This window comes from Anaeromyxobacter dehalogenans 2CP-1 (assembly GCF_000022145.1).
In the GTDB taxonomy this organism is placed as follows: Bacteria; Myxococcota; Myxococcia; order Myxococcales; family Anaeromyxobacteraceae; genus Anaeromyxobacter; species Anaeromyxobacter dehalogenans.
In genome coordinates this window covers 50,286-75,723 of sequence record NC_011891.1, presented here as the reverse complement: position 1 = coordinate 75,723, position 25,438 = coordinate 50,286, and the positions used below count along the sequence as shown (strand labels likewise).

The window sequence follows — 25,438 nt, the reverse complement described above, 5'->3', positions numbered from 1 at the left end:
GGCGCCTTGAATGCCCGATGGCGCCGCGCTTGTCGAGCGGCGCCGCCGCCCCGGTCAGGCGGCCAGGTAGCGCCAGGGCTCGGCCGCGCGATCGCGCCGCACCTCGCCGCGCGACTCCATCACCTCCAGGTTCGCCACCGTCTCCGAGAGGGTGAGGAACGCGTCGGTGGGGCGGGCGCGGGGCCAGAGCGCGCGGGCGAGCTCGTGCGCGGTCCGGGGCCCGGCCTGGAGCAGCTCGAGCAGCCGCGCCTGCCGCTTCGCGTAGAAGCCGACGAGCGCGTCGATGATCTCGCGGTGGCCCGAGAACGGCGGGCCGTGGCCGGGGAGCACCAGGTCCACCTCGAGCGCGCGCAGGCGGCGGATGCTGTCGAGGTACGCGAGCAGCGGGCGGAAGAAGCCGTCCTGGCCGTCCGGCCCGAGCTCGATGAGCGGGTTCGGGGAGACCTTCTCGAGCAGGTGGTCGTCGGAGAGGAACAGCCGCTTCTCCCGGTCGTACAGGCACAGGAGCCCGGGCGTGTGCCCCGGCATGTGCATCACCTCGAGCGCGAGGTGGCGCGTGCGCAGCACCTCCCCCTCGGCGATGGGCCGGATCTCGGGGAGCCGCCGCGCGTAGCGGAAGCCACCCTCGCCCTGCTTCGCGAGCAGCTCGACCACCTCGGGCGGCACGCCCTGGCGCGCCAGGTACGCGGCCAGCCGCGGGGCCAGCTCCCGCCAGCGCGGCCCCTGCTCCGACATCTTGGGCGCGTCGGCCGGGTGGCCGAACACCGGCACGTCCGGGCCGCCGTGCCGCTCCTGCACGAAGCGGGCGGCGCCGTAGTGGTCCACGTGGCCGTGCGAGACCACGATGCGGCCGACCTCGTCGAAGCGGCGGCCCAGCCGCTGGAAGCCGGCCTCGAGCGCCGCCTGCGCCTCGGGCGTGCCGAGGCCCGAGTCGAACATGAGGAGGCCGCCGCCGGCCTCCTCCACCAGGTACGCGTTGACCGGCCCGCCCGCCTGCGGGAACGGAACCGGGATGGCGATGCGGTGGACGCCGAGCCCCTCGAGATCCGCCTCGGTCACGCTCGCACCGCCGCGCCCCGCGGCGCCCTCACTTCGAGGCCTTCACCTTCTCGGTGAGCGCCGGCAGCGCCTGGAACAGGTCCGCCACCAGGCCGTAGTCGGCGATCTGGAACACCGGCGCGTCCGGGTCCTTGTTCACCGCCACGATCACCTTCGAGCCCTTCATGCCGGCGAGGTGCTGGATGGCGCCGGAGATGCCCGCCGCCACGTAGAGGTCCGGCGCGACCACCTTGCCGGTCTGCCCCACCTGCCAGTCGTTCGGCACCCAGCCCGCGTCCACCGCGGCGCGGCTCGCGCCCACCGCGGCGCCGAGCGCATCGGCCAGCGCCTCGACCGGCTTGAAGTCGCCCTTCGTGCCGCGGCCGCCCGACACCACCACCCGCGCCTCGGTCAGCTCGGGCCGCTCGCTCTTCACCTCGCGGAAGGCCACGTGCCGGGTGCGCAGGCCGGCCGGCACCTGGACCGCCACCTCGTGCACCGCGCCCTTGCCGGCGCCCGGCTCGGCGGCTGGGAACTCCGTCGCACGCACCGTGAACACCTTCACCGGCGTCGCGATCTCCACCTCGGCGAGCACGTTGCCCGCCCACATGGGCCGGCGGAACGTCACGGCCGCGCCGTCGCCGCCGAAGCCGAGCACCTCGGTCGCCATCCCGGCGCCGAGCCGGGCCGCCACGCGGGGGAGGAGGTCCTTGCCCTGCGCGGTCGCGGCGGCGCCCACGTACGCGGCCCCGCAGGCCTTCGCGATCTCCGCGATCACCGGCGCCCACGCGTCGGCGAGCGGGTGCTCGAGCGCGGGCGCGTCGGCCACGTGCACCTCGGCGCCGGTCGCGGCCAGCGCGTCGGCGAGCGGGCGCACGCCCTGGCCGAGCAGCGCGACGTGGAGCGCGCCGCCGGTGCGGGCGGCAAGGGCGCGCCCCGCCGAGATGGCGTGGAGCGTCGCCTTGCGGAGCTGGCCGCCGCCCTGCTCGGCCACGATGAGGACGTTCGACATGTCGCCTCCGGAGGTTCGATCGCCGCGCGGCGCGCGGACGGTGGGCTAGAGGACCTTCGCCTCGTCGTGCAGCTTCTTCCAGAGCTCCTCGACGTCGGCCACCTTCACGCCGCCCTTGCGGGCGGGCGGCTCGGCCAGGCGCTTCATCACCACGACCGGCGCGAGGTCCACGCCGAGCGAGGCGGCGGCCAGCTCCTGGAGCGGCTTCTTCTTGGCCTTCATGATGCCGGGCAGCGAGGCGAAGCGCGGCTTGTTGAGGCGCAGGTCGGTGGTCACCACCGCCGGCAGGCCCAGCTCCAGCGTCTCCACGCCGCCGTCCACCTCGCGCACCACCGTGAGCGCCTTGCCGTCGGCGGAGAGCACGAGGCCCGGCTCCTTCTTCTGCTCGGCCTCGCTCTCCAGGCTCTCGGTCTTCGAGGCGAACGTGCCCTGCGGCCAGCCGAGCCGCTCGGCCAGGTACTGGCCGGCCTGGTTCTGGTCGTCGTCGATGGACTGCTTGCCGAGGATGACGAGGTCGGGCTTCTCCTGCTCGACCACCTTGGCGAGCAGCGCCGACACCACCACCGGATCGAGCGGGCCGTCGTGGCGGACGAGGATGCCGCGGTCGGCGCCCATGGCGAGCGCGGCGCGGATCTCGGTCTGCGACTTTTCCCCACCGATGGACGCGACCACCACCTCCCCGCCGTGGCGCTCCTTCAGGCGGAGCGCCTCCTCGACGGCGATCTCGTCGAACGGGTTGATCTTGTAGTTGACGCCGTCGGTCACGATCCCGGAGCCGTCCGGCTTCACGCGGATCTTCGACTCCGGGTCCTCGACGCGCTTCGCGGTCACCACGATCTTGAGGGCCATGATCGCTCCTGATTCCGGAATCAAGCCTGGGGCTCGACCATATTGCGCAGTGCGCCACGGTGCCGCAACCGAAATCCTGTCCCGTCCGGCAGGGCCCCGAGAAGGGTCGTCTGCGAAGTTCGCAGGCGTGAGAGACAGCGGTATACGGGAACGATCTCCACGGAAAGCATGCGTGGGGGACTTCACTGGGGGTTCGTGAACCCCCGAGAACGAAAGGGAGACACATGACCCGCATCACGCTCGCGCTCGTCGCCGCGCTGCTCGCCGTGCCGGCCGCCGCCGCCGATCAGACCGCCTCCGCCATCAAGGGCACCGGCCGCTACGGCACCGCCGGCTGCGGCCTCGGCTCCATGGCGTTCGGCAACACCCCGGGCGCGGTCCAGATCCTGGCCGCCACCACCAACGGCACCTTCGGCAACCAGACCTTCGGCATCACCACCGGGACCTCGAACTGCGGCAGCGGCGTGTTCACGGCCGGCACCAAGAACTTCGTGGACGCGAACCGCGAGGCGCTCGCCAAGGACATCTCCCGCGGCGAGGGCGAGGCCATCGGCGCGCTCACCGTGATCAACGCCTGCGAGAACTCGCACGCGGTCGGCGCGGCGCTGCAGAAGAACTTCAAGGCGATCTTCCCGAGCGAGAGCGCCTCGAACGAGGACGTGACCAAGGCGATCCTCGACACGCTGCACGGTGACGCGGCCCTCGGCTGCGGCCGCAGCTAGCGCCCCGCGGTCCGCTTCATGAGAGGGGAGCCCTCGCGAGAGGGCTCCCCTTTCGTTTACCCTCGTCCCCCCGCATGCTCGGCCCGCTCGCCCTCGCCCTCGCGCTCGCGTCCCCGCCCGGCGCGCCCGCCCCGCCGTCCGCCGAACCCGGGGCGCCGCCCGCGGCCGCGATCGCCTCCGCAGCCGCCCCGGCCGCCCCGGCAGCGGGCGCGACCGCCGCGCCCGATCCCGCCTACCTCGCCGAGCTCGTGGCGAAGGCGCGCGCGCTCCGGCTGGCGGACGATCCCGGGTGGCTGAAGCTCGGGCACTGGCGGCGCCGCCCGCTGGGCGGCTGGAAGAGCGAGGCCGATGGCGGGAAGTTCTTCCGGGCCCGCGACGGGAAGACCGACCCGGCCGCCGAGCTGGAGGCGACGCTGGCCGGCTTCTTCGACGCCGCGCCGAAGGCCGAGGAGCTCGACGACGCGCAGTGCCGCTTCCCGGCGCGCTTCGCGTTCCTGGGCGGGCGGCTCGGCTTCGACCTCGCCCGCCTGCCGCCCCGCCGCTGCCCGAAGTTCGAGGACTTCTACGGCAAGATCCGGCCGCAGGGCGTGACGGTGGTGTTCTCGTCGTACTACCTCAACAACCCCGCCTCGGCGTTCGGCCACACCCTGCTCCGCCTCGACAAGGCGCCGGAGGCGATCGGCGGCAAGCACTTCGAGCTGCTCGACTACGGGGTGGACTACGCCGCCACCGTGGACACCGGGAACGCGGTGCTCTACGCGGCGAAGGGCCTGCTCGGCTTCTTCAAGGGCGAGTTCAAGTACTACCCGTACTACTACAAGGTCCGCGAGTACGGGGACTACGAGTCCCGCGACCTGTGGGAGTACGACCTCGAGCTCACGCCGGGCGAGGTGGCGCTGCTCGGCGCGCACGTGTGGGAGCTGGGCGGCACCTGGTTCGACTACTGGTACCTCGACGAGAACTGCAGCTACCACGTGCTCGGCGCGCTCGAGGCCGCCGCGCCGCGGCTCGACCTGCTCTCGCACGTGGGCCGGGCGGTGGTGCTGCCCTCCGACACCGTCGTGGCGCTGTTCGAGAACCCGGGGCTGGTCCGGCGCGTCCACTACCGGCCGTCCATCCGCACGCAGTTCGAGGCGCGGGCCCGCGGGCTCTCCCGCGCCGAGCTGCGCGAGGTGGAGGCGCTCTCCGGCGACCCGGCCGCGCCGCTCGCGCCGGGCACCCCGCCGGACGGGCTGGCGAAGGTGCTCGACGCGGCGGTGGACCTGCTCGATCTCCGCCACGCGCGCGAGCTCATCCGCGGCCTCGAGCCGAAGGCGGCGCAGGACCGGCAGGCGCTGCTCGAGCGCCGGGCCGCGCTGGGCGTGCCGAGCGCGCCGCTCGCGCTCCCGCTCCCGGAGGCGCGCCGCCCCGAGCGCGGCCACGGCTCGCTGCGCCTCGGCGTGGGCGGCGGCGCGGTCGACGGGCAGGGCGGCACGGTGCTCCTCGACGCCCGCCTCGCGCTCCACGACCTCGGCGATCCGCCCGAGGGCTACCCGCCCACCGCGCAGATCGAGTTCCTCCCCACCCGCCTCCGCTGGACGCCGCGCGAGCGGCGGGTGGACCTCGACGACGTGGCGCTCGTGCGCATCGTCTCGCTCAGCCCGGTGACGCGCTTCGACGCGCGGCCGTCCTGGAAGGCGAGCTTCGGCGCCACCACCGTGCGCGACCGCGGCTGCGATCGGTGCCTCGCGTTCGCGAGCGACCTCGGCGGCGGGCTGGCCGCGGCGCTGCCCGGCGGCCTCGACCTGGCCGCCACCGGGGACCTGGAGCTGCGCGCCTCGCCGGGCCTCTCCGGCGCGGGCGGCACCGGGTGGCGCCCGGGCATCGGCCCCTCGGCGCTGGCGCGGCTCCGCCTCGGGTCGCGCGCGGTCCTGCTCGCCGACGCGCGCTGGCGCTGGCTGCCCGACGCCGCGCCGCGCACCACCTGGTCGTGGGGCGGCGCGCTCCGGCTGCACCTCGCGCGCGACCTCTCCCTGGCGTTCGAGGCCCGGCGCCAGCCGCTCGCCACCGAGGCCGCCGCGCTGGTGCTCGGCTACTTCTAGGCGCGCGCCCGCGCCGCGCGCCGTAGATTGCCCGAGGTGCTCCAGGCGCTCCTCTCCCGCTTCGGCTACCTCGCCGTGCTGGCCCTGCTGGCCGGCGCGGGGCTGGGCGTCCCGATCCCGGAGGAGGCCACCCAGCTCGGCGCGGGGGCGCTGGCGCACCAGGGCTACCTGCGCCTGCCGCTCGTCATCGGGGTGTGCTGGCTCGGGATCGTGCTCGGCGACGTCGCGTTCTTCCTCCTGGCGCGCCGGCACGCGGAACGCGTGCTGCGCACGCGCATGGTGGCCCGGGTGCTCACGCCGGCGCGGCGCGATCGGCTGGAGGCGCACCTCGCGCGCCACGCGTTCCTCTCGGTGGCGGTGGCGCGGCACACCTCGGGCCTGCGGCTCGCCGCGTTCGCCCTCGCCGCGACGCACGGGGTGCGCCTGCGCACGTTCGCGCTCGCGGACGGGCTCTCCGCGGCTCCTGTCGGTGCCGCTGGTGGTCTCGGTCGGCTACCTGTTCGCGCACCACCTCGGCACGGCCGAGCGCGGCGTGCGCCGGGTGGAGCTCGCGGTGCTCGGGGCGGTGCTGCTGGCGGCCGCGGTGGCGGTCTGGCTCCGCCGCCGCCGCGCCCGCGCCGCCGCGTGAGCGACCTCAGGGCGCGCCGGCGTCCGCGCCGGCGGGCGGATCGCGAACCAGCACCATCTCGGTGGACGTCCCGAAGCGCCGCTTGCCCGCCGCGTCCACGAAGCCGAAGCGCGCGTAGAGCCCCTGCGCGTCGGCGGTGACGAGGCGGACGAAGCGGGTGCGCCGCACCGCCGGGTGGTCGAGGAGGAGCGCCACGAGCCGCTTGCCCAGGCCGCGCCCGCGCCAGGCCGGCGCCACCACCACGTCGTAGATCCAGGCGTGGCGCGGGTCGGCCATGGCGCGCGCCGAGGCGACCAGCGCGCCGTCCGCGTCGCGGGCGCCCACCCACGCGGTGGAGGCGAGGTGCGAGGGCCCGGCCAGCGCGAGCGGCTCGCCCTCCCACCAGTACTCGCCGGCGAGGAGCGCCCGGACCGCCGGCGCGTCGGCCTCGCCGAGCGCCACCTGCAGCCGGACTCCCGGGATCCCGGCGGCGAGGAACGAAGGCTCCGGCGCGTGCGGGTTCGCGGCGCGGACGGCCTCGATGGCGGCGACGTCGCCCGGCGCGCCGCGCGCCCACAGCCCCTCGAGCGCCGCGCCGATCTGCTCGGGGGTCCGGTTCTGGAGCAGCTTCCACTTGCCGTCGAGCGCCTCGCCCAGGCGGACGCCCAGCACCAGGATGCCGCGCAGCTCGCCGGCGTAGAGCGGATCGTCGGCGCGGAGGGGCCGGTAGCGCCCCTCCGGCTGCCACCGCGCCATGAGCGCCGAGAGCACCTCGGCCTTGCGCGCGGAGTCGGTCAGCTCCTCCAGCGTCCCGTGCGCCTGGACGCTCCGGTAGAGCGTGGTGGCGGGGCAGGCGCGCACCGGGTCCGCCATCCAGCTGGGCAGGTGCGCCACCAGCTCCTCGGCGGAGACCACCGCCGCCCGGCCCAGGCAGCGCGCCTTCTCGCCGGCGCGCGCGCCGTGGAACCAGACGCCGTCCTCGAGCACGGCGGCGTCGAGCGCGCGCAGCACCGGCGCGCCCTCGGGGGTGGTGGTGGCGAGGTGCACGGTGGGCGCCCGCCGCAGGAGCGCCAGGGCCTCCCCGCGGCCGGCCCGGAAGATCTCGCGTCGCATGCGCGGCAGGCTGCGCCGGGGCTGGTCTGGCGAGAAGGTCCAGTTTCGAGGTATCGGATGGACCAGTGCGCACCTGGCAGACCCCGCTCGCGATCGACCGCGCCGACCCGGCCCCGCTCTCGGTGCAGATCGCCCGCGCGCTCGGCGCGCGCATCCGCGCCGGCGCGCTCCGCCCCGGCGCGCCGCTCCCCTCCAGCCGCGCGCTGGCGCGGACGCTGGGCGTCCACCGCAACACCGTGCTCGCCGCCTACGGGGAGCTGGCCGCCGAGGGCTGGATCGCGTCCGACCCGGCCCGCGCCACCTTCGTCTCGCGCGAGCTCCCGCCCCCGCCGCCGGGCGCGCCGGGCCGCGCCGGGCCCGAGGCAGGGGCGCCGGCCGCGCGCGCCGGCTTCGACCTCCCGCCCGCCCCGGCCGACGCCACCTGGAGCACGCTGCCGCCGGGCACGCTCGAGCTCCTCGGCGGCACGCCCGACCCGCGGCTCGTGCCGGTGGCCGCGCTCGGGAGCGCCTACCGCCGCGCGCTGCGCCGGCGCGAGCACCTGTCCTACGGCGACGCCGCCGGGCACCCGCGGCTGCGGGCCGCGCTCGCGCGCATGCTGGGCGAGGCGCGCGGGCTGGCGGTGGCAGCGGACGGGATCCTCGTCACCCGCGGCGCCCAGATGGCGCTCTCGCTCGCCGGGCGTGCGCTGCTCAGGTCGGGCGACGGCGTCGCGGTCGAGGCGCTCGGGTACCGGCCGGCGTGGGAGTCGCTGCGCCTGGCGGGGCTCCGCACCGTCCCGGTGCCGGTGGACGCGCGCGGGCTGCAGGTGGAGCGCCTCGAGGCGCTCGCCGCGGCCGGCGCCGTCCGCGCCGTCTACCTCACCCCGCACCACCAGTACCCGACCACCGTCACGCTCGCCCCCGCCCGGCGGCTGGCGCTGCTCGAGGTGGCCCGTCGCGCGCGGCTGCTCGTGCTCGAGGACGACTACGACGCCGAGTTCCACTACGACGGCCGCCCGGTGCCGCCGCTCGCCAGCGCCGACGGCGCGGGGGTGGTGGTGTACGTGGGCACGCTCTCGAAGGTGCTCGCCCCTGGGCTGCGCATCGGCTGGCTGGCCGGCCCGCCGGACGCGATCGAGCGGGTCACCGCGCACCGCCGCTTCCTCGACCGGCAGGGCGACCTCGCGGTGGAGGCGGCCGTCGCCGAGCTGTTCGAGGAGGGCGAGGCGCAGCGGCACGCCTGGCGGACCCGCCGCGTCTACGCGGGGCGGCGCGAGGCGCTCGCGGCCGCGCTGCGCGCGCGGCTCCCCGGCGCGCTCTCCTTCCGGATGCCGGCGGGCGGGATGGCGCTCTGGTGCCGGGTCGCGCCCGGCCTCGACCCGGAGGCGTGGGCGGCGCGCGCCCTCCGCGCCGGGGTGGCGGTGCAGCCGGGCCGCCTGTTCGCGCACGACCGCCGGGCCCGTCCGTTCCTCCGGCTCGGCTTCGGCCGCCTCGACGAGCGCGAGCTGGCCGAGGCGGTGCGCCGGCTGGCCGCGGCGCTGCCGCGGTGAGGTCGGAGGGCGAAGCGAGCGGCGCGTCGCCGCGCGCCGGCGGTCAGCGCGCCGGAGCGAGCGGCGCGTAGCGCCGGGCCGGCTCCTCGCCGGCGAGGACGCGCAGCGCGCCCTCGGCGAGCGCGCGCAGCTCGTCCTCGCCCGGATGGATCTCCACCGGCGCGATCCACGCCACCCGGCGGCGGACGCCCTCCACCACCGGCGCGAGGTGCGCGAGGCCGCCGGTGAGCACGATCGCGTCCACCCGCCCGTCGAGCGCGACGGCCATCGCCGCCACGGCCTTCGCGGCCTGGTAGCACATGGCGTCCACCAGCAGCGCGGCCCGGGCGTCCCCGCGCTCGGCGCGCGCCAGCGCCTCCCGGACGTCGCGCGTGCCGAGGTGCGCGTAGAGCCCGCCGTCGCCGAACAGCCGGCGCCTCACCGTCCGCACGTCGGCGCCCGGCGCGAAGCACAGGTCGACGAGCGCGTTCGCGGGCACGCCGCCGGCCCGGTCGCCCGAGAACGGCCCCTCGTCGCGCGGGTTCACCACGTCCACCATCCGGCCGCCGGACAGGGCGCAGAGCGAGATCCCGGTGCCGAGGTGCGCGAGCACCAGCCGGAGCGCCTCGAGCGGCCGCCCCGCCCCGGCGGCGTGGCGGCGCGCCACCGCCCGGAGGTTGAGCGCGTGCACGAAGCTGGAGCGCTCCACCCCGGCGAGGCCGGTGACGCGCGCCACCGGCGCGAGCTCGTCCACCGAGACCGGGTCCACCACCAGCGCCGGGCAGCCGTGCGGCGCGGCCAGCGCCCGCGCCATGGGGGCGCCCAGGTTGGAGGCGTGCTCGCCGTGCGCGGCCCGCTCCAGCTCGGCCACCAGCGCGTCGTCCACCAGGTACGCGCCGGCGGCGAGCGGCGGGAGCAGCCCGCCCCGGCCGGCCACCGCGGCGAGCTCCCCCGCCCGCACCCCGGCCCGCGAGAGGAAGTCCTCGGCGGCGGCGACGCGCCCGGGCAGCTCGTCCCAGATCCGCGCTGCGGGGCGCGCCATCGCCTCGGGGTGGAGCACCTTCTCCTCGCGCAATGGCAGGCCGCCGCGGAACAGGCCGAGCTTGGTGGACCCGGCGCCCGGGTTCACCGCCAGCACCAGCGGCCCGCCGCCGGCGCCGGCGCCGCTCCCCGGAGGCCCCGCGCCCGCGCTCACCGGGTCCCCCGCGCCGCCGCCAGCACGCCGAGCGCGATCGAGCAGAGCTTGTCCTCCGGGCGCTCCACCCGCGACGGAATGAGCACCGGCGCGCGGGCGCCCACGATCACGTGCGCGACGCTCCGATGCGCGAGGTAGGTGAACGCCTTCCCGAGCGCGTTGCCGGCCTCGATGGTCGGCGCGAGGAGGAGGTCGGCCCGGCCGGCCACCGGATGGTCGATGCCCTTCTCCCGCGCGGCCTCGGCCGAGAGCGCGTTGTCGAGCGCGAACGGGCCGCCCACCACGCAGCCGGTCAGCTCGCCGCGCGCGCTCATGGCGGCGAGCGCGGCCGCGTCGCGGGTGTGGGGCATGGCCTCGGTCACGGTCTCGACCGCGCACAGGCACGCCACCCGGGGCCGGTCGTGCCCGAGCGCGCGGAACAGCGCCGCCGCGTTCTCCACGATGGCCCGCTTCTGCCCGAGGTCGGGCGCCACGTTCACGCCGCCGTCGGTGACGCCGAGCAGCCGGGGCGCGGCGGAGAGCGGGTGATCCGCCACCAGCACGTCGGAGAGGAGGCGCCCGTCGCGGAGCCCGGCCTCGCGATCCAGGATGGCCGCGAGCAGCGCGGCGGTCTGGAGCCGGCCCTTCATCAGCACCGCCGCCTCGCCGCCCCGGACGATCGCCACCGCGCGGCGCGCCGCGTCCTCGTCGTTCGCGGCCTCGTGCAGCTCGAACAGCGCCGGATCCTCGCCGAGCGCCCGCAGCCGCGCCGCGATCTCCGACCGCCCGCCCACCAGCACCGCGTCGGCGATCCGCTGCCGGCGGGCGAGCGCCGCCGCGCCGAGCGCCGAGTCGCTCGCCGCGGCCGCCACCGCCAGCCGGAGCGGGCCGGCGGTGCGCGCCTCCGCGGTCAGCCGCGCCAGGGTAGGGATGGGAATCATCAGCCCCGTTCAGGTATCATGCCGGGTCCACGTCAGAGACGACCGCGGCCGGGCCGGGTTGTATCCCGGACCGAGGGCGGCCTGCACGCCCCGCGGTCCGGGGCGCGCGAGAGGAGAACCCGAACGATGGAACGGCGGCTTCTATCCGGGGACGAGGCGGTGGCGGCGGCGGCCCGCGACGCGGGCGTGCGGCTCGGCACCGGCTATCCCGGCACCCCCTCGACCGAGATCCTCCAGGCGCTCGACGCGCTCGGCGGCCGCGCCCAGTGGGCGCCCAACGAGAAGGTGGCGCTGGAGGTCGGCCTGGGGGCCGCGTTCGGTGGCGCGCGCGCGCTCGTCACCATGAAGCACGTCGGGCTGAACGTGGCCGCCGACCCGCTCTTCACCGCCGCGTACACCGGGGTGAAGGGCGGCCTGGTGGTGGTGAGCGCCGACGATCCGGGCATGGCCTCGTCGCAGAACGAGCAGGACAACCGGCACTACGCCGCCGCGGCCGGGCTGCCCATGCTCGAGCCCGCCGACTCGCAGGAGGCCTACGACCTCACCGTGACCGCGCTCGAGCTGTCCGAGCGCTTCGCGATCCCGGTCATCCTCCGCATGACCACGCGCGTGTGCCACTCGAAGACGCTGGCCGCGCGCCGCACCGACCTGCCGGCCCCGCCCGGCCCGGCGTTCGTGCGCGACATCCCCGGCCGCGTGATGATCCCGGCCTACGCCCGCCCCGCGCACCGCCGGCTCCGCAAGAAGCTGGAGGCGCTCCAGGCGTTCGCCGAGGAGACCCCGCTCAACGTCTGGGTGAAGGGCGACCGCGCGCTCGGCGTCATCACCTCCGGCGTGACCGCGCGCCACGTGGCCGAGGCCGCGCCCTCGGCGAGCCGGCTCGAGCTGAAGACGGTCTACCCGCTCCCCATCGAGAAGATCCGGGCCTTCGCCGCCAGCGTCGATCGCTGCATCGTGGTGGAGGAGGGCGACCCCATCTTCGCCGACGCCATCCGCGCCGCCGGCATCGCGGTCGAGGCGAAGGAGGCGCCGTACCGCTTCGGCGAGCTCGACGTGCAGCGCGTGCGCCGGATCCTGGCGCGTGACACCTCGCCCGAGCCGGAGCTGCCGAAGGGCCGGCCGCCGGCGCTCTGCGAGGCCTGCCCGTACCACCCGGTCTACGCCACGCTGCGCAAGCTCGACTGCATCGTGGCGGGCGACATCGGCTGCTACACGCTCGGCGTCCTCCCGCCGTACCAGGGCATCGACACCTGCGTGGCCATGGGCGCCTCGCTCGGCGTGGGCCTCGGGCTGCGGCACGTGCTGCCGGAGGCCGACGCGCGGCGGGTGGTCTCGATCATCGGCGACTCGACGTTCGTCCACACCGGCCTGAACGGCCTCGTCGAGATGGTCTACAACCCGCCGCCCACCGGCCACGTGCTGGTGGTGCTCGACAACGGCACCACCGCCATGACCGGCCAGCAGGAGCACCCCGGCACCGGCCGCACGCTCGACCACGAGCCCACCGGCAAGGTGTCGATCGAGGGGCTGGCCCGGGCGCTGGGCGTCGCGAACGTGGACGTCGTCGACCCGGTGGCCGATCCGGCCGGCTGGGAGAAGCTGCTGAAGCAGCGCCTCGCCGAGCCGAGGCTGTCCGTCATCATCGCGCGGCGGCCCTGCATCCTCGCCGCCGCCGACATCCGCCGGTACGAGAAGGCGGCCGACGAGAAGCGCGCCGCGCTCGCCTGCGCGGGCTGCGCCGGCGCCGGGGAGGTGTCCGATGCCTAGCCGGACCGTGAACGTGGTCGTCGCCGGCCTGGGCGGCCAGGGCGTCATCAAGGCCTCCGAGATCCTGGCCGACACCGCCTTCCGCGCCGGCCTGGACGTGAAGAAGGCCGAGGTCCACGGCATGAGCCAGCGCGGCGGCTCGGTCACCACCGACGTCCGCTTCGGCGCCGAGGTGCTCTCGCCCATGGTCCCGGCCGGCGAGGCCGACTTCCTGCTGGTGCTGGCGCCCTCCGAGCTGGAGGTGACCCGCCCGCTGCTCCGGCCCGGCGGCCTCCTCATCCCGCCGGACGCGGTGGACGAGGCGAGGCTCCCGAACCGCCGCAGCCTGAACGTGGCGCTGCTCGGCCTGCTCTCGCACCACCTCGAGCTCGACGAGGCCCACTGGCTCGCCGCCATCCACGCCGCGCTCCCCGAGCGGCTCCACGCCGTGAACGACGCGGCCTTCCGGCTCGGCCGGGAGACCGCCGCCGCCGCGCGCTGACCCGGGAGGCCCCGTGACCACCTCCTGGAACGACGCCGGCAGCGCCTTCCACCCGGCCAGCGCCCCCGACTTCCTCCCCCGCCGCGAGCTCGAGAAGCTGCAGCTCGCCCGGCTCCGCGCCGTGGTGGCGCGCGCCTACGAGAAGGTCCCGCTCCTCCGCCAGCGCATGGAGGCCCGCGGCGTCTTCCCCGACGCCATCCACGCGCTCGAGGATCTCGCGCGCCTGCCGTTCACGGTGAAGGCCGACCTGCGCGACACCTACCCGTTCGGCCTGTTCGCCTCGCCGGTGGAGGAGATCGTCCGGCTGCACGCGTCCTCCGGCACCACCGGCAAGCCCATCGTGGTGGCCTACACCGCGGCGGACCTGGAGGTGTGGACGAGCGTGATGGTGCGCGCGTTCGCCGCCTGCGGGCTGCACCAGGGCGACCTCATCCAGAACGCCTACGGCTACGGCCTGTTCACCGGGGGCCTCGGCGCGCACTACGGCGGCGAGGCGCTCGGCGCGACGGTGATCCCCATCTCCGGCGGCAACACCGAGCGCCAGCTCATGGTGCTGCAGGACTTCGGCGTCACCGCCATCTGCTGCACCCCCTCGTACATGGTCCACCTCATCGAGCGCGCCCGCGACGCGAAGATCGGCTTCGGCCGGCTGAAGGTGGGCGTGTTCGGGGCCGAGCCCTGGTCCGAGTCGATGCGCGCGCACATCGAGCGCGAGGCCGGCATCCGGGCCCACGACATCTACGGGCTCTCGGAGATCATCGGCCCGGGCGTGGGCATCGAGTGCGTCCACCGCGACGGGCTCCACCTGTTCGAGGACCACTTCTACCCGGAGATCGTGGACCCGGAGACCGGCGCGGTGCTGCCGGACGGCGCGGAGGGCGAGCTCGTGCTCACCACGCTCTCCAAGCAGGCGATGCCCATGATCCGCTACCGGACCCGGGACATCACCGCCATCGACCCCACGCCCTGCGCGTGCGGCCGCACGCTCCGGCGCATCCGCCGCATCGGCCGACGCTCCGACGACATGTTCATCATCCGCGGCGTGAACGTGTTCCCGTCGCAGGTGGAGACCGCGCTCCTGCAGGTCGAGGGGACGCTGCCGCACTACCAGATCGTCCTCACCCGCGCGAAGGGGCTCGACGAGATGGAGGTGCAGATCGAGGTCACGCCGGAGGTGTTCTCCGACGAGATCCGCGGCCTGCAGCGGCTGCAGGAGCACCTCGGCGCGGCGCTCGAGCAGGTGCTCGGCCTCCGCGCGCAGGTGACGCTGGTGGCCCCGCGCACCCTGCAGCGCAGCGAGGGCAAGGCGAAGCGCGTCATCGACCGTCGCAACATCTGAGAACGCACCGGAGGCCGGCATGAAGATCCGTCAGCTCTCGCTGTTCCTCGAGAACCGCCCCGGGCAGCTCCGGGTCCCGTGCCAGGTGCTGGGCGACGCGGGCATCGACATCCTCACGCTCTCGCTCGCCGACACGCAGCAGTTCGGCATCCTGCGCCTCATCGTGAAGGACCCCGAGCGCGCGAAGCAGGTCCTCGAGAAGGCGGGCGTCGTCGTGAACGTCACCGACGTGCTGGCGGTGGACGTGCCCGACCGGCCGGGCGGCCTCGCCGAGGTGCTCGAGGGGTTCGAGGCCTGCGGCCTCGGCATCGAGTACATGTACGCGTACTCGGTGCGGAGCCGCGGCGAGCACGCCACGCTCGTGTTCCGGCTCTCGGATCCGGACCGTGCCGCCGCGCTGCTGCAGGCGCGCGGCGTCCGCCTGGTGGGCGCGGCCGAGCTGTTCGCGCGCGCGGGGGCCTAGCCGATGGCCCGCTTCGCGCTCGAGAACCGGATCCTCGATCCGGAGGAGACGCTCGACCGTGACGCGCTCGCCGCGCTCCAGGGCCGCCGCCTCGCCGAGACCGTCCGCCGCGCCCGCGCGGTGCCGCACCACCGCAAGGCGCTGGAGCGGGCCGGCGTCCGCGACGAGGACCTGCGCGGCCCGGCCGACGTGCGGCGCCTGCCGTTCACGGTGAAGGACGACCTCCGGCAGAGCTACCCGCTCGGCCTGCTGGCGGTGCCGCGCGAGCAGGTGGTGCGCATCCACGGCTCCTCCGGCACCACCGGCCGCCCCACCTTCGTCGCGTACACCCGCCGCGACCTCGACACCTGGACCGGCCTGGTGGCCCGCTTCCTGGTGGCCGGCGGGCTCCGCCCCGAGCACACCGTCCACGTCGCCTTCGGCTACGGCCTGTTCACCGGCGGCTTCGGGCTGCACTACGGCATCGAGCGGGTGGGCGCCGCGGTGGTCCCGTCCGGCGGCGGGAACACGCCGCGGCAGGTGCGGCTCATCTGCGATCTCTCCGCCGACGTGCTCATCAGCACGCCGTCCTACGCGCTGCACGTGGGCGAGGTGGCGCGCGCCGAGGGGCTGAAGCCCGGCGACCTGCCGCTCCGGTACGGCCACTTCGGCGGCGAGCCCTGGACCGAGGAGATGCGCGGGGAGATCGAGCGGTCGCTCGGGATCCTCGCCTTCAACAACTACGGGCTCTCCGAGGTGATCGGGCCGGGCGTGGCCGGCGAGTGCCCGGCGCGCGATGGCATGCACGTGCAGGAGGACCACTTCATCGTCGAGTGCCTCGACCCGGTCACGCTCGAGCCGGTGCCGGACGGCGAGGTGGGCGAGCTCGTCTTCACCTCGCTCACGAAGGAGGCGATGCCGGTGCTGCGCTACCGCACCCGCGACCTCGCCGCGCTCGACCGCTCCCCCTGCCCCTGCGGCCGCACCGGCGTGCGCATGAGCCGGGTGCGCGGCCGCTCCGACGACATGCTCATCATCCGCGGCGTGAACGTGTTCCCGTCGCAGGTGGAGGAGGCGCTGCTCCGCGTCGAGGGCACCGCCCCGCACTACCTCATCGAGGTCTCGCGCCCCGGCGCGCTCGACGAGGCGGTGGTGAAGGTGGAGGTCCGGCCCGAGGACTTCCGCGACGAGATGCGCGAGATGGTGGGCCTGCGCGACCGCATCGATCGCGAGATCCACGCGGTGACCGGGATCCGGATGATCGTGGAGCTGGTGGCGCCGAACACGCTGGAGCGCTCCGCCGGCAAGGCGCGGCGGGTGCTCGATCACCGGAAGGCCGGGCCGGCGTAGCCCTTCGGCTCCGGCGCTCGTCCCGACCCTTCGACTCCGGCGGGCCCTTGGCCCGCCTACGCTCAGGGTGAGCGATCGAGGCCGCTCATCCCGAGCGTAGCGCGGCCAGCCGGGCCGCGCGGAGTCGAGGGAGCGGAGGCTTCGGTTCGTCCGCTCGCCCTGAGCCTGTCGAAGGGCGAGCGTGGCGCGGTATACCGCTCAGAACGCGTACAGCGAGCCCACCTCCACCTGCGTGCTCTCGCGGCGCGCGCCGTCGAGCGTCTCGGTGGTGTAGAGCGTGCCCTCGAGCGAGACCTTCCAGCGGGAGGTGAGCGCCAGGATGGCGCCGCCCGAGACCTGCTGGTTGCGCTCGATGGTGGTGGCCTCGCTGCCGGCGGGCAGGTCGGAGGTGCGCGGCTCCTCGATGCCGTAGCCGCCGAGGAGCTGCAGCACCGGGACCGGGGTCACCACCGCCTGCGCCCAGAAGCCGCCGGTCCGCACCGGCGAGATGGCGTCGAGCCTGGCCGGATCGGTGGCGTTCTTCGTCTGACGCACCACCGGCGCCACCGAGCCGTAGCCGCCCAGCACCTCGCCCATGAACGTGCCGCCCTGCACCACGAGGTGCGGCACCTCCAGGCGTCCGTCGGCCGCGGCGCCCCAGCCGGTGAGCCGCTCCTCGCGCGGCGTCGAGAGCCCGTCCAGCTTCCAGAGCTGCTGCCCGAAGCGGCCCGAGGCGCCGACCTCCAGCCACGCCTTCCCGCCGCGGCGGAGCACGAGCGCCATGCGCCCCTCCGCGTCCGGCACGCCGGCGCGCTCGCCCACGAGCTGGTTCTGTGACGTCGCCTTGTCGCCGCTCGAGGCGAGCGCGGCGACCGCGACCGTCACGCCGAGATCGGCGCCGCGGCCCGCCTCGGCGGTGAGCCGCACCTGCGGCGCGCGCCGGTACAGGTACCCCGCCCCGGCGAAGCGGGGCAGCGCCACGTGGCCGAGGCTGGCCGCGAACCACGGGCCGCCGAAGAGCGACCAGGTCTGCCCGACGAGCAGCGTCAGGTTCCCCTTCGCGCAGGCGGCGGTCAGGTACGCGTGGCGCAGCCGCACCTGCGGCATCGACGCGTCGGAGTTGACGTAGGTGCCCATGAAGTCGGCCTCGACGAGCCCCTTCAGCACCGCGCCCCCGAGCAGCCCGTCGACCGGCAGCCCGGCCGCGGCGCGCACCCGGCTCTGGCGCACCGTCATGCCCGCGGTGGAGTGCGCGGGGGTCGCCCACTGCGGCAGGTCGCTCGCGTTCAGGCCGCCGTCGCTCCAGTAGGCGTTCGCGATGAGCCAGCCGGAGAGGTCCACCGTGACGCCGGGCGGCTTCGCGGCCGGGGCCGGCGCAGGGGCCGAAGCCCGCGGCGCGGCCGGCGGGGCGGGCGGGGTCTGGGCGAGGGCGGCGGGCGGCAGCGCGGCCAGGGCCGCGAGCACGGCGAGGGCGAGGCGGATGCGGCGCATCGAGGGCTCCGTGGGACGGGGTCGGGCGGTGCGGGCGGACCGGGGCGGATCAGAGGTCGTCGAGCTCGGCCTCGCCGGGCGGGTGGACGGGCGGGGGCAGGGGGGCGTCGTCGTCGTTCCAGTGGAGGAGCCCGTACACCACGCACAGCGCCGCGCTCGCGAGCGTGAGCACGAACGCCGCCGTTACGCCGAGGTCACCGAAGCCCAGCATCGAGCCCCCCTTCTTCGGTCCGGGCCGGCCCGGCCGCGTCCGCGGCGGGCGCCGCGCGGCCGAGCAGCGAGCCCACCACCGTCACCAGCGCCGCGATCGGCAGCGCCACCACGATCGGATCGACGAGCGCCCAGGTGGTGCCGGCGCCGAGGCTGGTCCGGCCGGTCAGCGCCTTCACCACGCCCAGCGCCGCCGACTCGCGCTCGTGCACGAACAGCACCCACAGCGCCCAGGCGGCGAAGCCGGCCAGCATCCCGGCGATCACGCCGGCGCGGGTGGAGCGGGCCCAGAACAGCGCCGAGACGAACGCCGGCAGGAACGTCGCCGCGCACATGCCGAAGAAGAGCGCGGTGGCGATGGCGATGACGCCGGGGCCGAGGTTCCAGGCGAGGAGCACCGTGCCGGCGAAGCCCGCCAGGATCCCGCCGCGCGCCAGCAGCACGGTGCGCTCGGCCCCGCCGCCCAGCCGGAACGCCTGCTCGTAGAGGTCGCGCCCGATGGCGGTGCCGATGGCGTGGAACTGCGCCGAGAGCGTGGACATCGCCGCGGCGAGCAGCGCCAGCATGAACAGGTACGCGAACCACTCCGGCATGGCCGCCTGCGTGTAGAGCGGCATGAGCCGGTCCACGTTGGGCTTGCCGGTGGCCGGGTCGGTCATGATCGCGAGCGCGATCTTGCCGGTGCGCTGGAAGTACCAGAGGTTGGTGAGCGAGCCGACCACGTAGGCGACGCCGGCCATGAGCAGCAGGAAGAGGCCGCCCGGCACGAGCGCGCGGTGCAGCTCGCGCCCGCTCTTCACGGTCATGAACCGGACGGTGAGCTGCGGCTGGGCGAGGACGCCGATGCCGACGCCGAGGACGATGGTGGACACCATCTGCCACCAGAGCGGCGAGCCGGCCGCGGGCATGGCGGTCCAGCCGCGGTGGCCCTGCGCGCGGAGCGCCGGCGGGACCTGGTCGGCGAGATCGGTGAGCGCCTGGTGCGCCGAGAGCCCGCCCACCTGCGCGTAGGTGGCGACGAGCAGCACCAGCATGCCGCACACCATCAGCACCGCCTGGAACGCGTCGGTGTAGACGACGCCCTTCAGCCCGCCGAACAGCACGTAGCCGACGGTGATGGCCGCGAACACGAACAGCGCCACCTGGTAGTCGAGGTGGAGCTGCACCTCGAGGAAGCGCGCCCCGCCGATGAGCACCGCGGCGGCGTAGAGCGGCATGAGCAGCGCGATGGTCCCGCCGGCGAAGCCCTGGATGAAGCGGGACCGGTACCGGCGCCCGAGCAGCTCCGGGAAGGTGTGCGCGTCGAGCGCGGCGCCGAGCCGCCGGGTGGGGCGGCCGAACACCACGAACGCGACGAACACGCCCAGCAGGATGTTGAGCATGGTGAGCCAGAGCAGGCCCATGCCCATGAGCGCGGCGACGCCCGCGAAGCCCACGATGGCGGAGGTGGAGATGAACGTGGAGCCGTAGGCGAGCGCCATCAGCACCGGGTGGATCTCGCGACCGCCCACCAGGTAGTCGGCGGCGCTGCGCGTGCGGCGGTACCCGAGCCAGCCCAGGAAGGCGAGCACGGCGGCGTACGCGCCGACGGCGAGCGTGAGCAGCTCCAGGTTCACGCGTGACCCCCTCTGGTCAGGTGCGGCGGGTGCAGGGCGACCGAGCCCGCCATGGTAGCTGGCCCCACGCGGGACTCCAAACGCCTTCCAAAGGGGGGCGCGCTGCACCAGCAGGGACGCGTGGAACGGACGCATTGCGTCATGCGTATTTGCCGGATTGCGTCACGGATTGGACGTGACCCGGCAATTCTTGACTTCTCAGTCAGCGGAGGGGAAACAGGATTGGTTCCCCTTTTTGCACCGAAACCCTGTTCCTCGCGCACCCGAGGAGGCCGCAGATGTCGCTTCGCCGCTACGGTCCCCCGCTGGCCCTCGCCTTCGCGTCGCTGCTCGCCTGCACCGACGTGAAGCAGGAGAAGCCCGCCCCGCAGCTCGTGATCGCCACCTTCGCGTCGCCGAACATCCCGACGCCCAACGACCTGGTCCTGCAGGCCGTCCCGACGCTCCCCGACAGCGCGCAGAAGGAGCTGCTCCAGTCCTTCATCGACGCGGGCGGGTTCCCGAGCGATCAGGAGGTCGCCATCACCATCCCGTTCCGGGCGGTCAGCTGGAACGGCAGCGCCTATGTCGAGACGACGCCGCCGGACCTCGATCCCGCCACGGTGACGACGTCCACGGTGGCGCTGCTCAAGGTGGACGGCGCCCCGCAGGCGGTCGAGTTCGAGGTGGGCAGCGCCACCGCGGGTCGCCTCGTGCTCCGGAAGAAGGCGGACGCGAGCGGCAGCCGCCGCTTCGCGCCCGGGCGCTACGTCGTCGCGGTGCGCGGCGGCGCCTCCGGCGTGAAGACCACCGCCGCCCAGGGCGCGATGCCGGTGAACCCCGACCAGGCGATCGCGATCGCGGCGCAGAACAAGGACCTCACCGTCCACGAGAACCAGCCGCCCGGGCTGACCCCGGCGCTGGTGGCCCAGCTCGAGGCGGTGCGCAAGGCGCTGTGGAGCCCGCTCACCTGGACCGACGTCGGCGGTCGCTGGACCGCCTCCGTGGACACGAACGTCGCCCCGGCCTTCGCGGCGGTGGCGCCGACGTTCGCGCCCGCCGAGGTCGCGGCCATCGCCACCTTCGGCATCGCGCCGGCCGCGGCCCAGCCGCTGACCGACTCCGGCTCCGGCCAGATCCCGCTGCCCTCGACGTTCCTGCTCGACGGCACCCGGCCGGCCAACGACCCGCCCACCCGCTTCTACGTCCGCAACGTCCCCGCGTTCGGCCCGGCCGCCGCCGGCCTCGCCACGCTGGACGGCTTCTCCACCACCGGCATGATGCTCGCGCCGCTCAGCGCGCCGGTCGCCGCCTCCACCGTGAACGCGCAGACGGTGCTCCTGTTCGAGCTCCCGGAAGGTGCCGGCGCCCCGCGCCGCATGCGCGACGTCGCCGCCGCGCTCGGCGCCGGCCAGCCCGCCACCGCCGAGTACCTCACCCAGCCGCCGGCGCTGAACCGCACCGTGCAGGTGGGCGGCGCCGACGTGGCCGTGACCACGGCCATCGGGCTGCAGCCCGGCGTGGCCGTGCCGGTGCCGGGCGTCGGGATCGTGCCGACGCCGCCGCTCAAGGAGAAGCGCAACTACGCGGTGGTCATCACCGACGGCGTGAAGGACCTCGCCGGCAACCCGCTGAAGCGCTCCACGCTCGGCAACATCCTGTTCACCTTCACGAACCCGCCGGCGGTGGACGGCGTCTCGCAGCTCGCCGGCGTGTCCAACGCCGACGCGACCGCGCTCGCCACCCTGCGGGCCGGGCTCGAGCCGCTCCTCGCCAACCTGGGCGCGCTCACCGGCGGCGCGGTCACCCGGGACAACGTGGTGATGGCGTACACGGTCCAGACGCAGACCGTGACCGACGTCTCGGTGGGCCTCTCGGCGCTGCCGTACCAGACCCCGACCGCGTTCGTGGGCCAGGGCGTCGCCCCGCTCGACCTCGCCGCGCTCGGCTTCGACGCGGCCGCGCAGGCGGCGCTGTTCCCGAACGTCGGCGGCTTCCTCACCGCCATGGTGCCGACCGTCGACGCCATCAACCCGGCCAACGGCGCGCTCAACCCCGACACCACCCAGTGGGCGCCGAAGCCGATCCCGGCGGTGGTGGCCTACCCGGCCGACGCCGCCTGCACCACCGCCACCCCGTGCGCGCGCCCGCTGGTGGTCTTCCACCACGGCCTGTCCGGCGGCCGGCTCCAGATGCTCACCGTCGCGAACTCGCTCGCGGCGAAGGGCTTCGTGGTCGCCGCGATCGACGCGCCGTACCACGGCGACCGCGCGTTCTGCATGGAGAACTCGGAGTGCACCACCGACGGCACCGCCGACGGCGTGTGCACGCCGGACCAGGCCAAGGCCGGCCAGGGCGACGCCATCCCGCCGGGCACCTGCACCACCGGCCACCTGCGCGGCACGAACCTCTCCACCGTGGCGTCCGGGAACTACTTCATCTCGGGCAACTTCTTCCGCATCCGCGACGCCATCCGCCAGGACCACATCGACCAGGCCGCGCTGGTGCTGGCGGTGGCGCGCCCGCCCGCCCCGTTCCCGCAGCCGGCGCAGGATCCGCTGGCGGCGGCGCTCTTCCAGCGCGGGTTCGTGGTGAACCCGACGGCGGTCCACTACGAGGGCATCTCCCTCGGCGGCATCATCGGGACCGAGCTGCTCGCCACCAACCCGCGCTTCGCGCGCGGCGTGCTGAACGTTCCGGGCGGGACGCTGGTGGACGTGTTCACGAACGCGCCCGCGTTCGCGACCTCGGTGAACGAGCTGTTCCTCTCGCTCGGCATCGACCGGTCGCAGATCCCCACCAACCCGGCGGTCGCGTCGCGCTACCTGCAGACGCTCATCCTGGCGAAGTGGATCCTGGATCCGGCGGAGCCGCTCAACTACGCCGCGCACGTCCGCACCAAGCTCGCGAGCCCGCTGCTCGCCGCCCCGCCCGCGGGGATGGGCGGCACCGGCCTCGTCCACGCGGCCACCGACGTCCTCGGCCAGCTCGCGAAGTGCGACGCGGTGGTCCCGAACGCCACCACGGTGGTGGGGGGCATCCCGCTGCCCTACGGCGACGAGCTGCTGGCGCTCGCCGGCGCACCGAGCACGCTGTACGTCTCGGCCTCCGCCGCGAACAACTGCGTCCCGCACGGCGTGCTGAACGACACGCTGCTCCCGACCCCCATCGGCGGCCAGGTTCGCGACGACGCCGCGCAGTTCCTCCTCGACCTGACCGTGCCGGCCTCGCCGGCGACCCTGCCGTAACGAGGTGACGACCATGCGGAAGACCTTCCGGATCGCCTTCCTCGCCGTCCTCGCCGCCCCGGCCGTCGCGCTGGCCAGCGGGTTCGAGGTCATCAACGTCAACCCGCGCGACCTCGCGCTCTCGTCCTCGGGCGTGGCCGCGCAGGAGGACGCGGCGGCCACGTTCCAGAACCCCGCCGCGCTCTCCAAGCTCTCCGGGCTGAACCTCTCGCTCGCCGGCTCGATGCTGAGCCTGCGCACGAAGTGGACCGGCACCGCCGCCTACCCGGGCAAGGAGACCACCAAGTTCGCGCCCACGCCGCCGGTGGCGATGTACGTCGCCTACGGCACGAAGCTCGCCGGGCGCGGCCTCGGCTTCGGCCTCGGCGTGGGCACGCCGGGCGGCGGCCAGATGAAGTGGGACGACCAGTGGGAGGGGCGCGGCCGCATCATCACCGTCGAGCGCCGCATGCTCGGCTTCTACCTGAACGGCGGCTACGAGATCGCGCCGTGGCTGCGCGTCGGCGGCGGCGCCATCTACTACGAGGGCATCCAGTACCTGAAGCAGGGGATCCAGCCGTTCCCGGACGCCTACGCCGAGCTCGACACCAAGGGCGGCGGCTTCGCGTACCAGCTCTCCGCCGAGGTGAAGCCGCTCGAGAACCTCACGCTCGGCTTCGACTACAAGCACAAGGGCACCATGCACATGAAGGGCGACGCGCACTTCCAGGTGCCGCCCTCGCTGGTGGGCCCGACCACGCAGGACCAGGACGTGAAGCAGGACCTCACGTTCCCGAACCGCATCGACACGGGCCTGGCCTGGCGGGTGGCGAAGCCGGTGCTGGTGACGCTGCAGTACTCCTGGTCGCGCTTCGTGGTCTACAACCAGGACCTGTTCGAGGGCGAGACGACCGCCATCACGGTGCCGCGCGACTACCGCAACGGCAACGTCATCCGCGGCGGCGTCGAGTGGACCGCCCTGCCCACCCTGCGGCTCCGCGCCGGCATGATGCGCGACTGGTCGGGCCTGCGCACGAGCACGCTCTCGCCGACGCTGCCGGACTCGAACACCACCGGCTACTCGCTCGGCGCGGGCTGGGACGCGGGCGCCGACTTCGGCCTGAACGCCGCGGTGTTCTACGGCGACCGCGACAAGCAGACCTCGACCGGGACCGCCGCGTTCCCGGGCAGCTACAAGACCGACGTGTGGATCGTGGCGCTCGGCTTCACCTGGCGCACCGACCTCGGCAACCGGTAGGCCCGGCGGCCCGCGGACTCGAAGGCCCCCTCGCCTCGCGGCGGGGGGGCCTTCTCGCGTCAGGTCTCCGGCGCGACCGGGGCCGCGGGCCTCAGGCCGGCTCCTCGTTGTAGCGGCGGGCGGCGCGCTCGCCGAGCGCGGTCAGGATGGAGCGCGCCAGGCCGCGCCGGAACAGCTCGGCCGGGAGCGCGATGCCGTGGCGCTCCCCGGGGGCGGCGGTGGGCAGGAACCGGTTCACGAACCCCAGCGTCGCCACGATCGCCCCGGGCATGAGGGAGTGGGCGAGGCGCAGCACCCGCGCCGGCAGCCCGATGATCACGAAGCGCTCGCGGTGCTCGATCGCGCGCACGATGCGCCGCGCCGCCCGCTCCGCGGAGACCGTCACGAGCGGGAGGGATGCGAGCAGCGAGAACAGGCTCGCCTCCGCGTAGCGGCGCCCCTTCACCAGCGCGCGCCCGAAGGATCCGGTGCGCATCAGCCCCGGCACCACCGTGATGACGTCGACGCCGTACTTGGCGGTCTCGGCGCCGAGCGCCTCCGACCACCCGCGCGCGGCGAACTTGGCCGCGTCGTAGGGCGCGAGGTGCGGGATGCCCACCGCGGCGCCGATCGAGGTGACGTTCACGATCGTCCCGCGGCGGCGCGCCCGCATGCCCGGCAGCACCGCCTCGGCCGCGTGCAGCGCGCCGTAGAACAGCACGTCCATGGCGTGCCGGTAGTCCTCGACGCTCATGGCCTCGGCCGGGCCGACCTGGATGATCCCGGCGCTGTTCACGAGCAGCTCCACCGGGCCGAGGTTCTCCTCCACGTCGGCGACCAGCGTGCGCGTGCCGTCCTCGTCGGTCACGTCGCCGGGCAGGCCGGTCGCGTCGATCCCGTCCTGCGCGAGGCCGGACCGCGCCCGCTCCAGCTCCTCCTCGTCGCGCGCGCAGAGGACGATGCGCATGCCGCGGCGACCCAGCTCGCGGGCGAGGACCAGGCCCAGGCCGCGCGAGCCGCCGGTGACGAGCGCCACCCCGCCGGCGAGCGGCCTGCGGCGGCGCAACCGGCGCGCGGCGAGCCAGGCGCCGGCGGCGAGCGCGGCGGTCAGCGACAGCGCGGTCGAACGACGCATCGGGCGTACCTCCCGCCGAACGTTGCACACGCCCCCTGCGCCGCGCCGCGCGGCCGGGCGCTCGGCGCCGGGGTCCGTCGCTTGCAGCCGGGTCCGGCAGCTTTCACTGCGGGGCCGCGGCCCCGGACCCCGCCGGCCTG

Annotated in this window: 21 protein-coding genes and 1 pseudogene; 12 read left to right on the top strand and 10 right to left on the bottom strand. The window is 75.1% G+C overall.

The features are described from left to right. Positions 1 to 54: 54 nt before the first annotated feature. From A2CP1_RS00340 to A2CP1_RS00330, 3 genes are read right to left on the bottom strand one after another with little or no spacing between them, the layout of a single operon-like run. Positions 55 to 1,059, bottom strand: coding sequence for an MBL fold metallo-hydrolase (locus tag A2CP1_RS00340; protein ID WP_012631518.1), 1,005 nt, complete (start codon positions 1,057 to 1,059; stop codon positions 55 to 57). 28 nt (positions 1,060 to 1,087) lie between these two features. Further along, positions 1,088 to 2,050, bottom strand: coding sequence for an electron transfer flavoprotein subunit alpha/FixB family protein (locus A2CP1_RS00335; protein WP_012631517.1), 963 nt, complete (start codon positions 2,048 to 2,050; stop codon positions 1,088 to 1,090). A 45-nt stretch (positions 2,051 to 2,095) separates the two neighbouring features. Continuing rightward, on the bottom strand, positions 2,096 to 2,899 hold the full coding sequence (locus A2CP1_RS00330) for an electron transfer flavoprotein subunit beta/FixA family protein (protein ID WP_012631516.1): 804 nt from the start codon (positions 2,897 to 2,899) through the stop codon (positions 2,096 to 2,098). A gap of 224 nt (positions 2,900 to 3,123) precedes the next feature. Between A2CP1_RS00330 and A2CP1_RS00325 the strand changes: the two genes are divergently transcribed. The 4 genes and pseudogenes from A2CP1_RS00325 (at position 3,124) to A2CP1_RS23630 (ending at position 6,330) form a co-directional block, all read left to right on the top strand. Beyond that, complete coding sequence (locus A2CP1_RS00325; RefSeq protein ID WP_012631515.1) at positions 3,124 to 3,621, top strand: DUF3015 domain-containing protein; 498 nt, start codon at positions 3,124 to 3,126, stop codon at positions 3,619 to 3,621. A gap of 74 nt (positions 3,622 to 3,695) precedes the next feature. Next, a complete protein-coding gene (locus A2CP1_RS00320) occupies positions 3,696 to 5,702 on the top strand; it encodes an Lnb N-terminal periplasmic domain-containing protein (protein WP_012631514.1) in 2,007 nt (668 codons plus the stop codon). 36 nt (positions 5,703 to 5,738) lie between these two features. Further along, positions 5,739 to 6,107 (top strand): annotated as a pseudogene (locus tag A2CP1_RS23635) (DedA family protein); the annotation flags it as partial. A gap of 64 nt (positions 6,108 to 6,171) precedes the next feature. Beyond that, the gene (locus A2CP1_RS23630; RefSeq protein WP_245530063.1) at positions 6,172 to 6,330 is read left to right on the top strand and encodes a hypothetical protein; all 159 of its coding nucleotides are present in this window, start codon (positions 6,172 to 6,174) and stop codon (positions 6,328 to 6,330) included. Positions 6,331 to 6,336: 6 nt separating this feature from the next. Here the strand turns inward: A2CP1_RS23630 and A2CP1_RS00310 are convergent, their stop codons facing one another. Beyond that, a complete protein-coding gene (locus tag A2CP1_RS00310) occupies positions 6,337 to 7,422 on the bottom strand; it encodes a GNAT family N-acetyltransferase (RefSeq protein WP_012631513.1) in 1,086 nt (361 codons plus the stop codon). A 65-nt stretch (positions 7,423 to 7,487) separates the two neighbouring features. Here A2CP1_RS00310 and pdxR point away from each other — a divergent pair, with 65 nt between their 5' ends. After that, on the top strand, positions 7,488 to 8,951 hold the full coding sequence (gene pdxR / locus A2CP1_RS22715; RefSeq protein WP_012631512.1) for a MocR-like pyridoxine biosynthesis transcription factor PdxR: 1,464 nt from the start codon (positions 7,488 to 7,490) through the stop codon (positions 8,949 to 8,951). 43 nt (positions 8,952 to 8,994) lie between these two features. Here the strand turns inward: pdxR and buk are convergent, their stop codons facing one another. Together buk and A2CP1_RS00295 are read right to left on the bottom strand one after the other, a co-directional pair. Beyond that, positions 8,995 to 10,125, bottom strand: coding sequence for a butyrate kinase (gene buk, locus A2CP1_RS00300; RefSeq protein WP_012631511.1), 1,131 nt, complete (start codon positions 10,123 to 10,125; stop codon positions 8,995 to 8,997). Beyond that, the gene (locus A2CP1_RS00295) at positions 10,122 to 11,045 is read right to left on the bottom strand and encodes a phosphate acyltransferase (protein ID WP_012631510.1); all 924 of its coding nucleotides are present in this window, start codon (positions 11,043 to 11,045) and stop codon (positions 10,122 to 10,124) included. Before A2CP1_RS00295 ends, buk begins: the two co-directional genes overlap by 4 nt. A gap of 126 nt (positions 11,046 to 11,171) precedes the next feature. Between A2CP1_RS00295 and A2CP1_RS00290 the strand changes: the two genes are divergently transcribed. The 5 genes from A2CP1_RS00290 to A2CP1_RS00270 are packed head-to-tail and all read left to right on the top strand — an operon-like array spanning position 11,172 to position 16,424. Then, entirely contained in the window at positions 11,172 to 12,812 is a 1,641-nt protein-coding gene (locus tag A2CP1_RS00290; protein ID WP_012631509.1) for a thiamine pyrophosphate-dependent enzyme, read from the top strand. Continuing rightward, positions 12,805 to 13,293, top strand: coding sequence for an indolepyruvate oxidoreductase subunit beta (locus tag A2CP1_RS00285; protein ID WP_012631508.1), 489 nt, complete (start codon positions 12,805 to 12,807; stop codon positions 13,291 to 13,293). Before A2CP1_RS00290 ends, A2CP1_RS00285 begins: the two co-directional genes overlap by 8 nt. 13 nt (positions 13,294 to 13,306) lie before the next feature. Beyond that, a complete protein-coding gene (locus tag A2CP1_RS00280; RefSeq protein ID WP_012631507.1) occupies positions 13,307 to 14,632 on the top strand; it encodes a phenylacetate--CoA ligase family protein in 1,326 nt (441 codons plus the stop codon). A gap of 19 nt (positions 14,633 to 14,651) precedes the next feature. Continuing rightward, positions 14,652 to 15,095: an amino acid-binding protein gene (locus tag A2CP1_RS00275; protein ID WP_012524122.1), complete on the top strand. Its 444-nt coding sequence runs from the start codon at positions 14,652 to 14,654 to the stop codon at positions 15,093 to 15,095. Positions 15,096 to 15,098: 3 nt separating this feature from the next. Then, the gene (locus tag A2CP1_RS00270; protein WP_012631506.1) at positions 15,099 to 16,424 is read left to right on the top strand and encodes a phenylacetate--CoA ligase family protein; all 1,326 of its coding nucleotides are present in this window, start codon (positions 15,099 to 15,101) and stop codon (positions 16,422 to 16,424) included. 198 nt (positions 16,425 to 16,622) lie between these two features. Here A2CP1_RS00270 and A2CP1_RS00265 read toward each other — a convergent pair whose 3' ends face one another. Genes A2CP1_RS00265 through A2CP1_RS00260 form a run of 3 tightly spaced genes read right to left on the bottom strand, consistent with a single transcriptional unit; the run spans position 16,623 to position 19,720 of the window. After that, a complete protein-coding gene (locus A2CP1_RS00265) occupies positions 16,623 to 17,894 on the bottom strand; it encodes a hypothetical protein (RefSeq protein ID WP_012631505.1) in 1,272 nt (423 codons plus the stop codon). A 49-nt stretch (positions 17,895 to 17,943) separates the two neighbouring features. Next, positions 17,944 to 18,105, bottom strand: a complete 162-nt coding sequence (locus A2CP1_RS23350) for a symporter small accessory protein (RefSeq protein ID WP_012631504.1) — start codon at positions 18,103 to 18,105, stop codon at positions 17,944 to 17,946. Continuing rightward, positions 18,089 to 19,720 (bottom strand): sodium:solute symporter family protein, encoded by a 1,632-nt coding sequence (locus A2CP1_RS00260; protein ID WP_012631503.1) that lies wholly within the window; start codon positions 19,718 to 19,720, stop codon positions 18,089 to 18,091. The genes A2CP1_RS23350 and A2CP1_RS00260 overlap by 17 nt, the downstream gene beginning before the upstream one ends. A gap of 278 nt (positions 19,721 to 19,998) precedes the next feature. Here A2CP1_RS00260 and A2CP1_RS00255 point away from each other — a divergent pair, with 278 nt between their 5' ends. Further along, the gene (locus A2CP1_RS00255; RefSeq protein WP_012631502.1) at positions 19,999 to 22,947 is read left to right on the top strand and encodes an alpha/beta hydrolase; all 2,949 of its coding nucleotides are present in this window, start codon (positions 19,999 to 20,001) and stop codon (positions 22,945 to 22,947) included. A 13-nt stretch (positions 22,948 to 22,960) separates the two neighbouring features. Then, a complete protein-coding gene (locus A2CP1_RS00250) occupies positions 22,961 to 24,184 on the top strand; it encodes an OmpP1/FadL family transporter (protein ID WP_012631501.1) in 1,224 nt (407 codons plus the stop codon). A 91-nt stretch (positions 24,185 to 24,275) separates the two neighbouring features. On the opposite strand, the gene A2CP1_RS00245 is transcribed toward A2CP1_RS00250, so the two are convergent. Then, complete coding sequence (locus tag A2CP1_RS00245; protein ID WP_012631500.1) at positions 24,276 to 25,298, bottom strand: SDR family NAD(P)-dependent oxidoreductase; 1,023 nt, start codon at positions 25,296 to 25,298, stop codon at positions 24,276 to 24,278. Positions 25,299 to 25,438: the final 140 nt, after the last annotated feature.

Coding starts and splice junctions, on each gene's coding strand:
- A2CP1_RS00335 (WP_012631517.1), bottom strand. CDS start 2,050: ATGTCGAACGTCCTCATCGTGGCCGAGCAGGGCGGCGGCCAGCTCCGC.
- A2CP1_RS00330 (WP_012631516.1), bottom strand. CDS start 2,899: ATGGCCCTCAAGATCGTGGTGACCGCGAAGCGCGTCGAGGACCCGGAG.
- A2CP1_RS00325 (WP_012631515.1), top strand. CDS start 3,124: ATGACCCGCATCACGCTCGCGCTCGTCGCCGCGCTGCTCGCCGTGCCG.
- A2CP1_RS00320 (WP_012631514.1), top strand. CDS start 3,696: ATGCTCGGCCCGCTCGCCCTCGCCCTCGCGCTCGCGTCCCCGCCCGGC.
- A2CP1_RS00310 (WP_012631513.1), bottom strand. CDS start 7,422: ATGCGACGCGAGATCTTCCGGGCCGGCCGCGGGGAGGCCCTGGCGCTC.
- A2CP1_RS00295 (WP_012631510.1), bottom strand. CDS start 11,045: ATGATTCCCATCCCTACCCTGGCGCGGCTGACCGCGGAGGCGCGCACC.
- A2CP1_RS00290 (WP_012631509.1), top strand. CDS start 11,172: ATGGAACGGCGGCTTCTATCCGGGGACGAGGCGGTGGCGGCGGCGGCC.
- A2CP1_RS00285 (WP_012631508.1), top strand. CDS start 12,805: ATGCCTAGCCGGACCGTGAACGTGGTCGTCGCCGGCCTGGGCGGCCAG.
- A2CP1_RS00275 (WP_012524122.1), top strand. CDS start 14,652: ATGAAGATCCGTCAGCTCTCGCTGTTCCTCGAGAACCGCCCCGGGCAG.
- A2CP1_RS00270 (WP_012631506.1), top strand. CDS start 15,099: ATGGCCCGCTTCGCGCTCGAGAACCGGATCCTCGATCCGGAGGAGACG.
- A2CP1_RS00265 (WP_012631505.1), bottom strand. CDS start 17,894: ATGCGCCGCATCCGCCTCGCCCTCGCCGTGCTCGCGGCCCTGGCCGCG.
- A2CP1_RS23350 (WP_012631504.1), bottom strand. CDS start 18,105: ATGCTGGGCTTCGGTGACCTCGGCGTAACGGCGGCGTTCGTGCTCACG.
- A2CP1_RS00255 (WP_012631502.1), top strand. CDS start 19,999: ATGTCGCTTCGCCGCTACGGTCCCCCGCTGGCCCTCGCCTTCGCGTCG.
- A2CP1_RS00250 (WP_012631501.1), top strand. CDS start 22,961: ATGCGGAAGACCTTCCGGATCGCCTTCCTCGCCGTCCTCGCCGCCCCG.
- A2CP1_RS00245 (WP_012631500.1), bottom strand. CDS start 25,298: ATGCGTCGTTCGACCGCGCTGTCGCTGACCGCCGCGCTCGCCGCCGGC.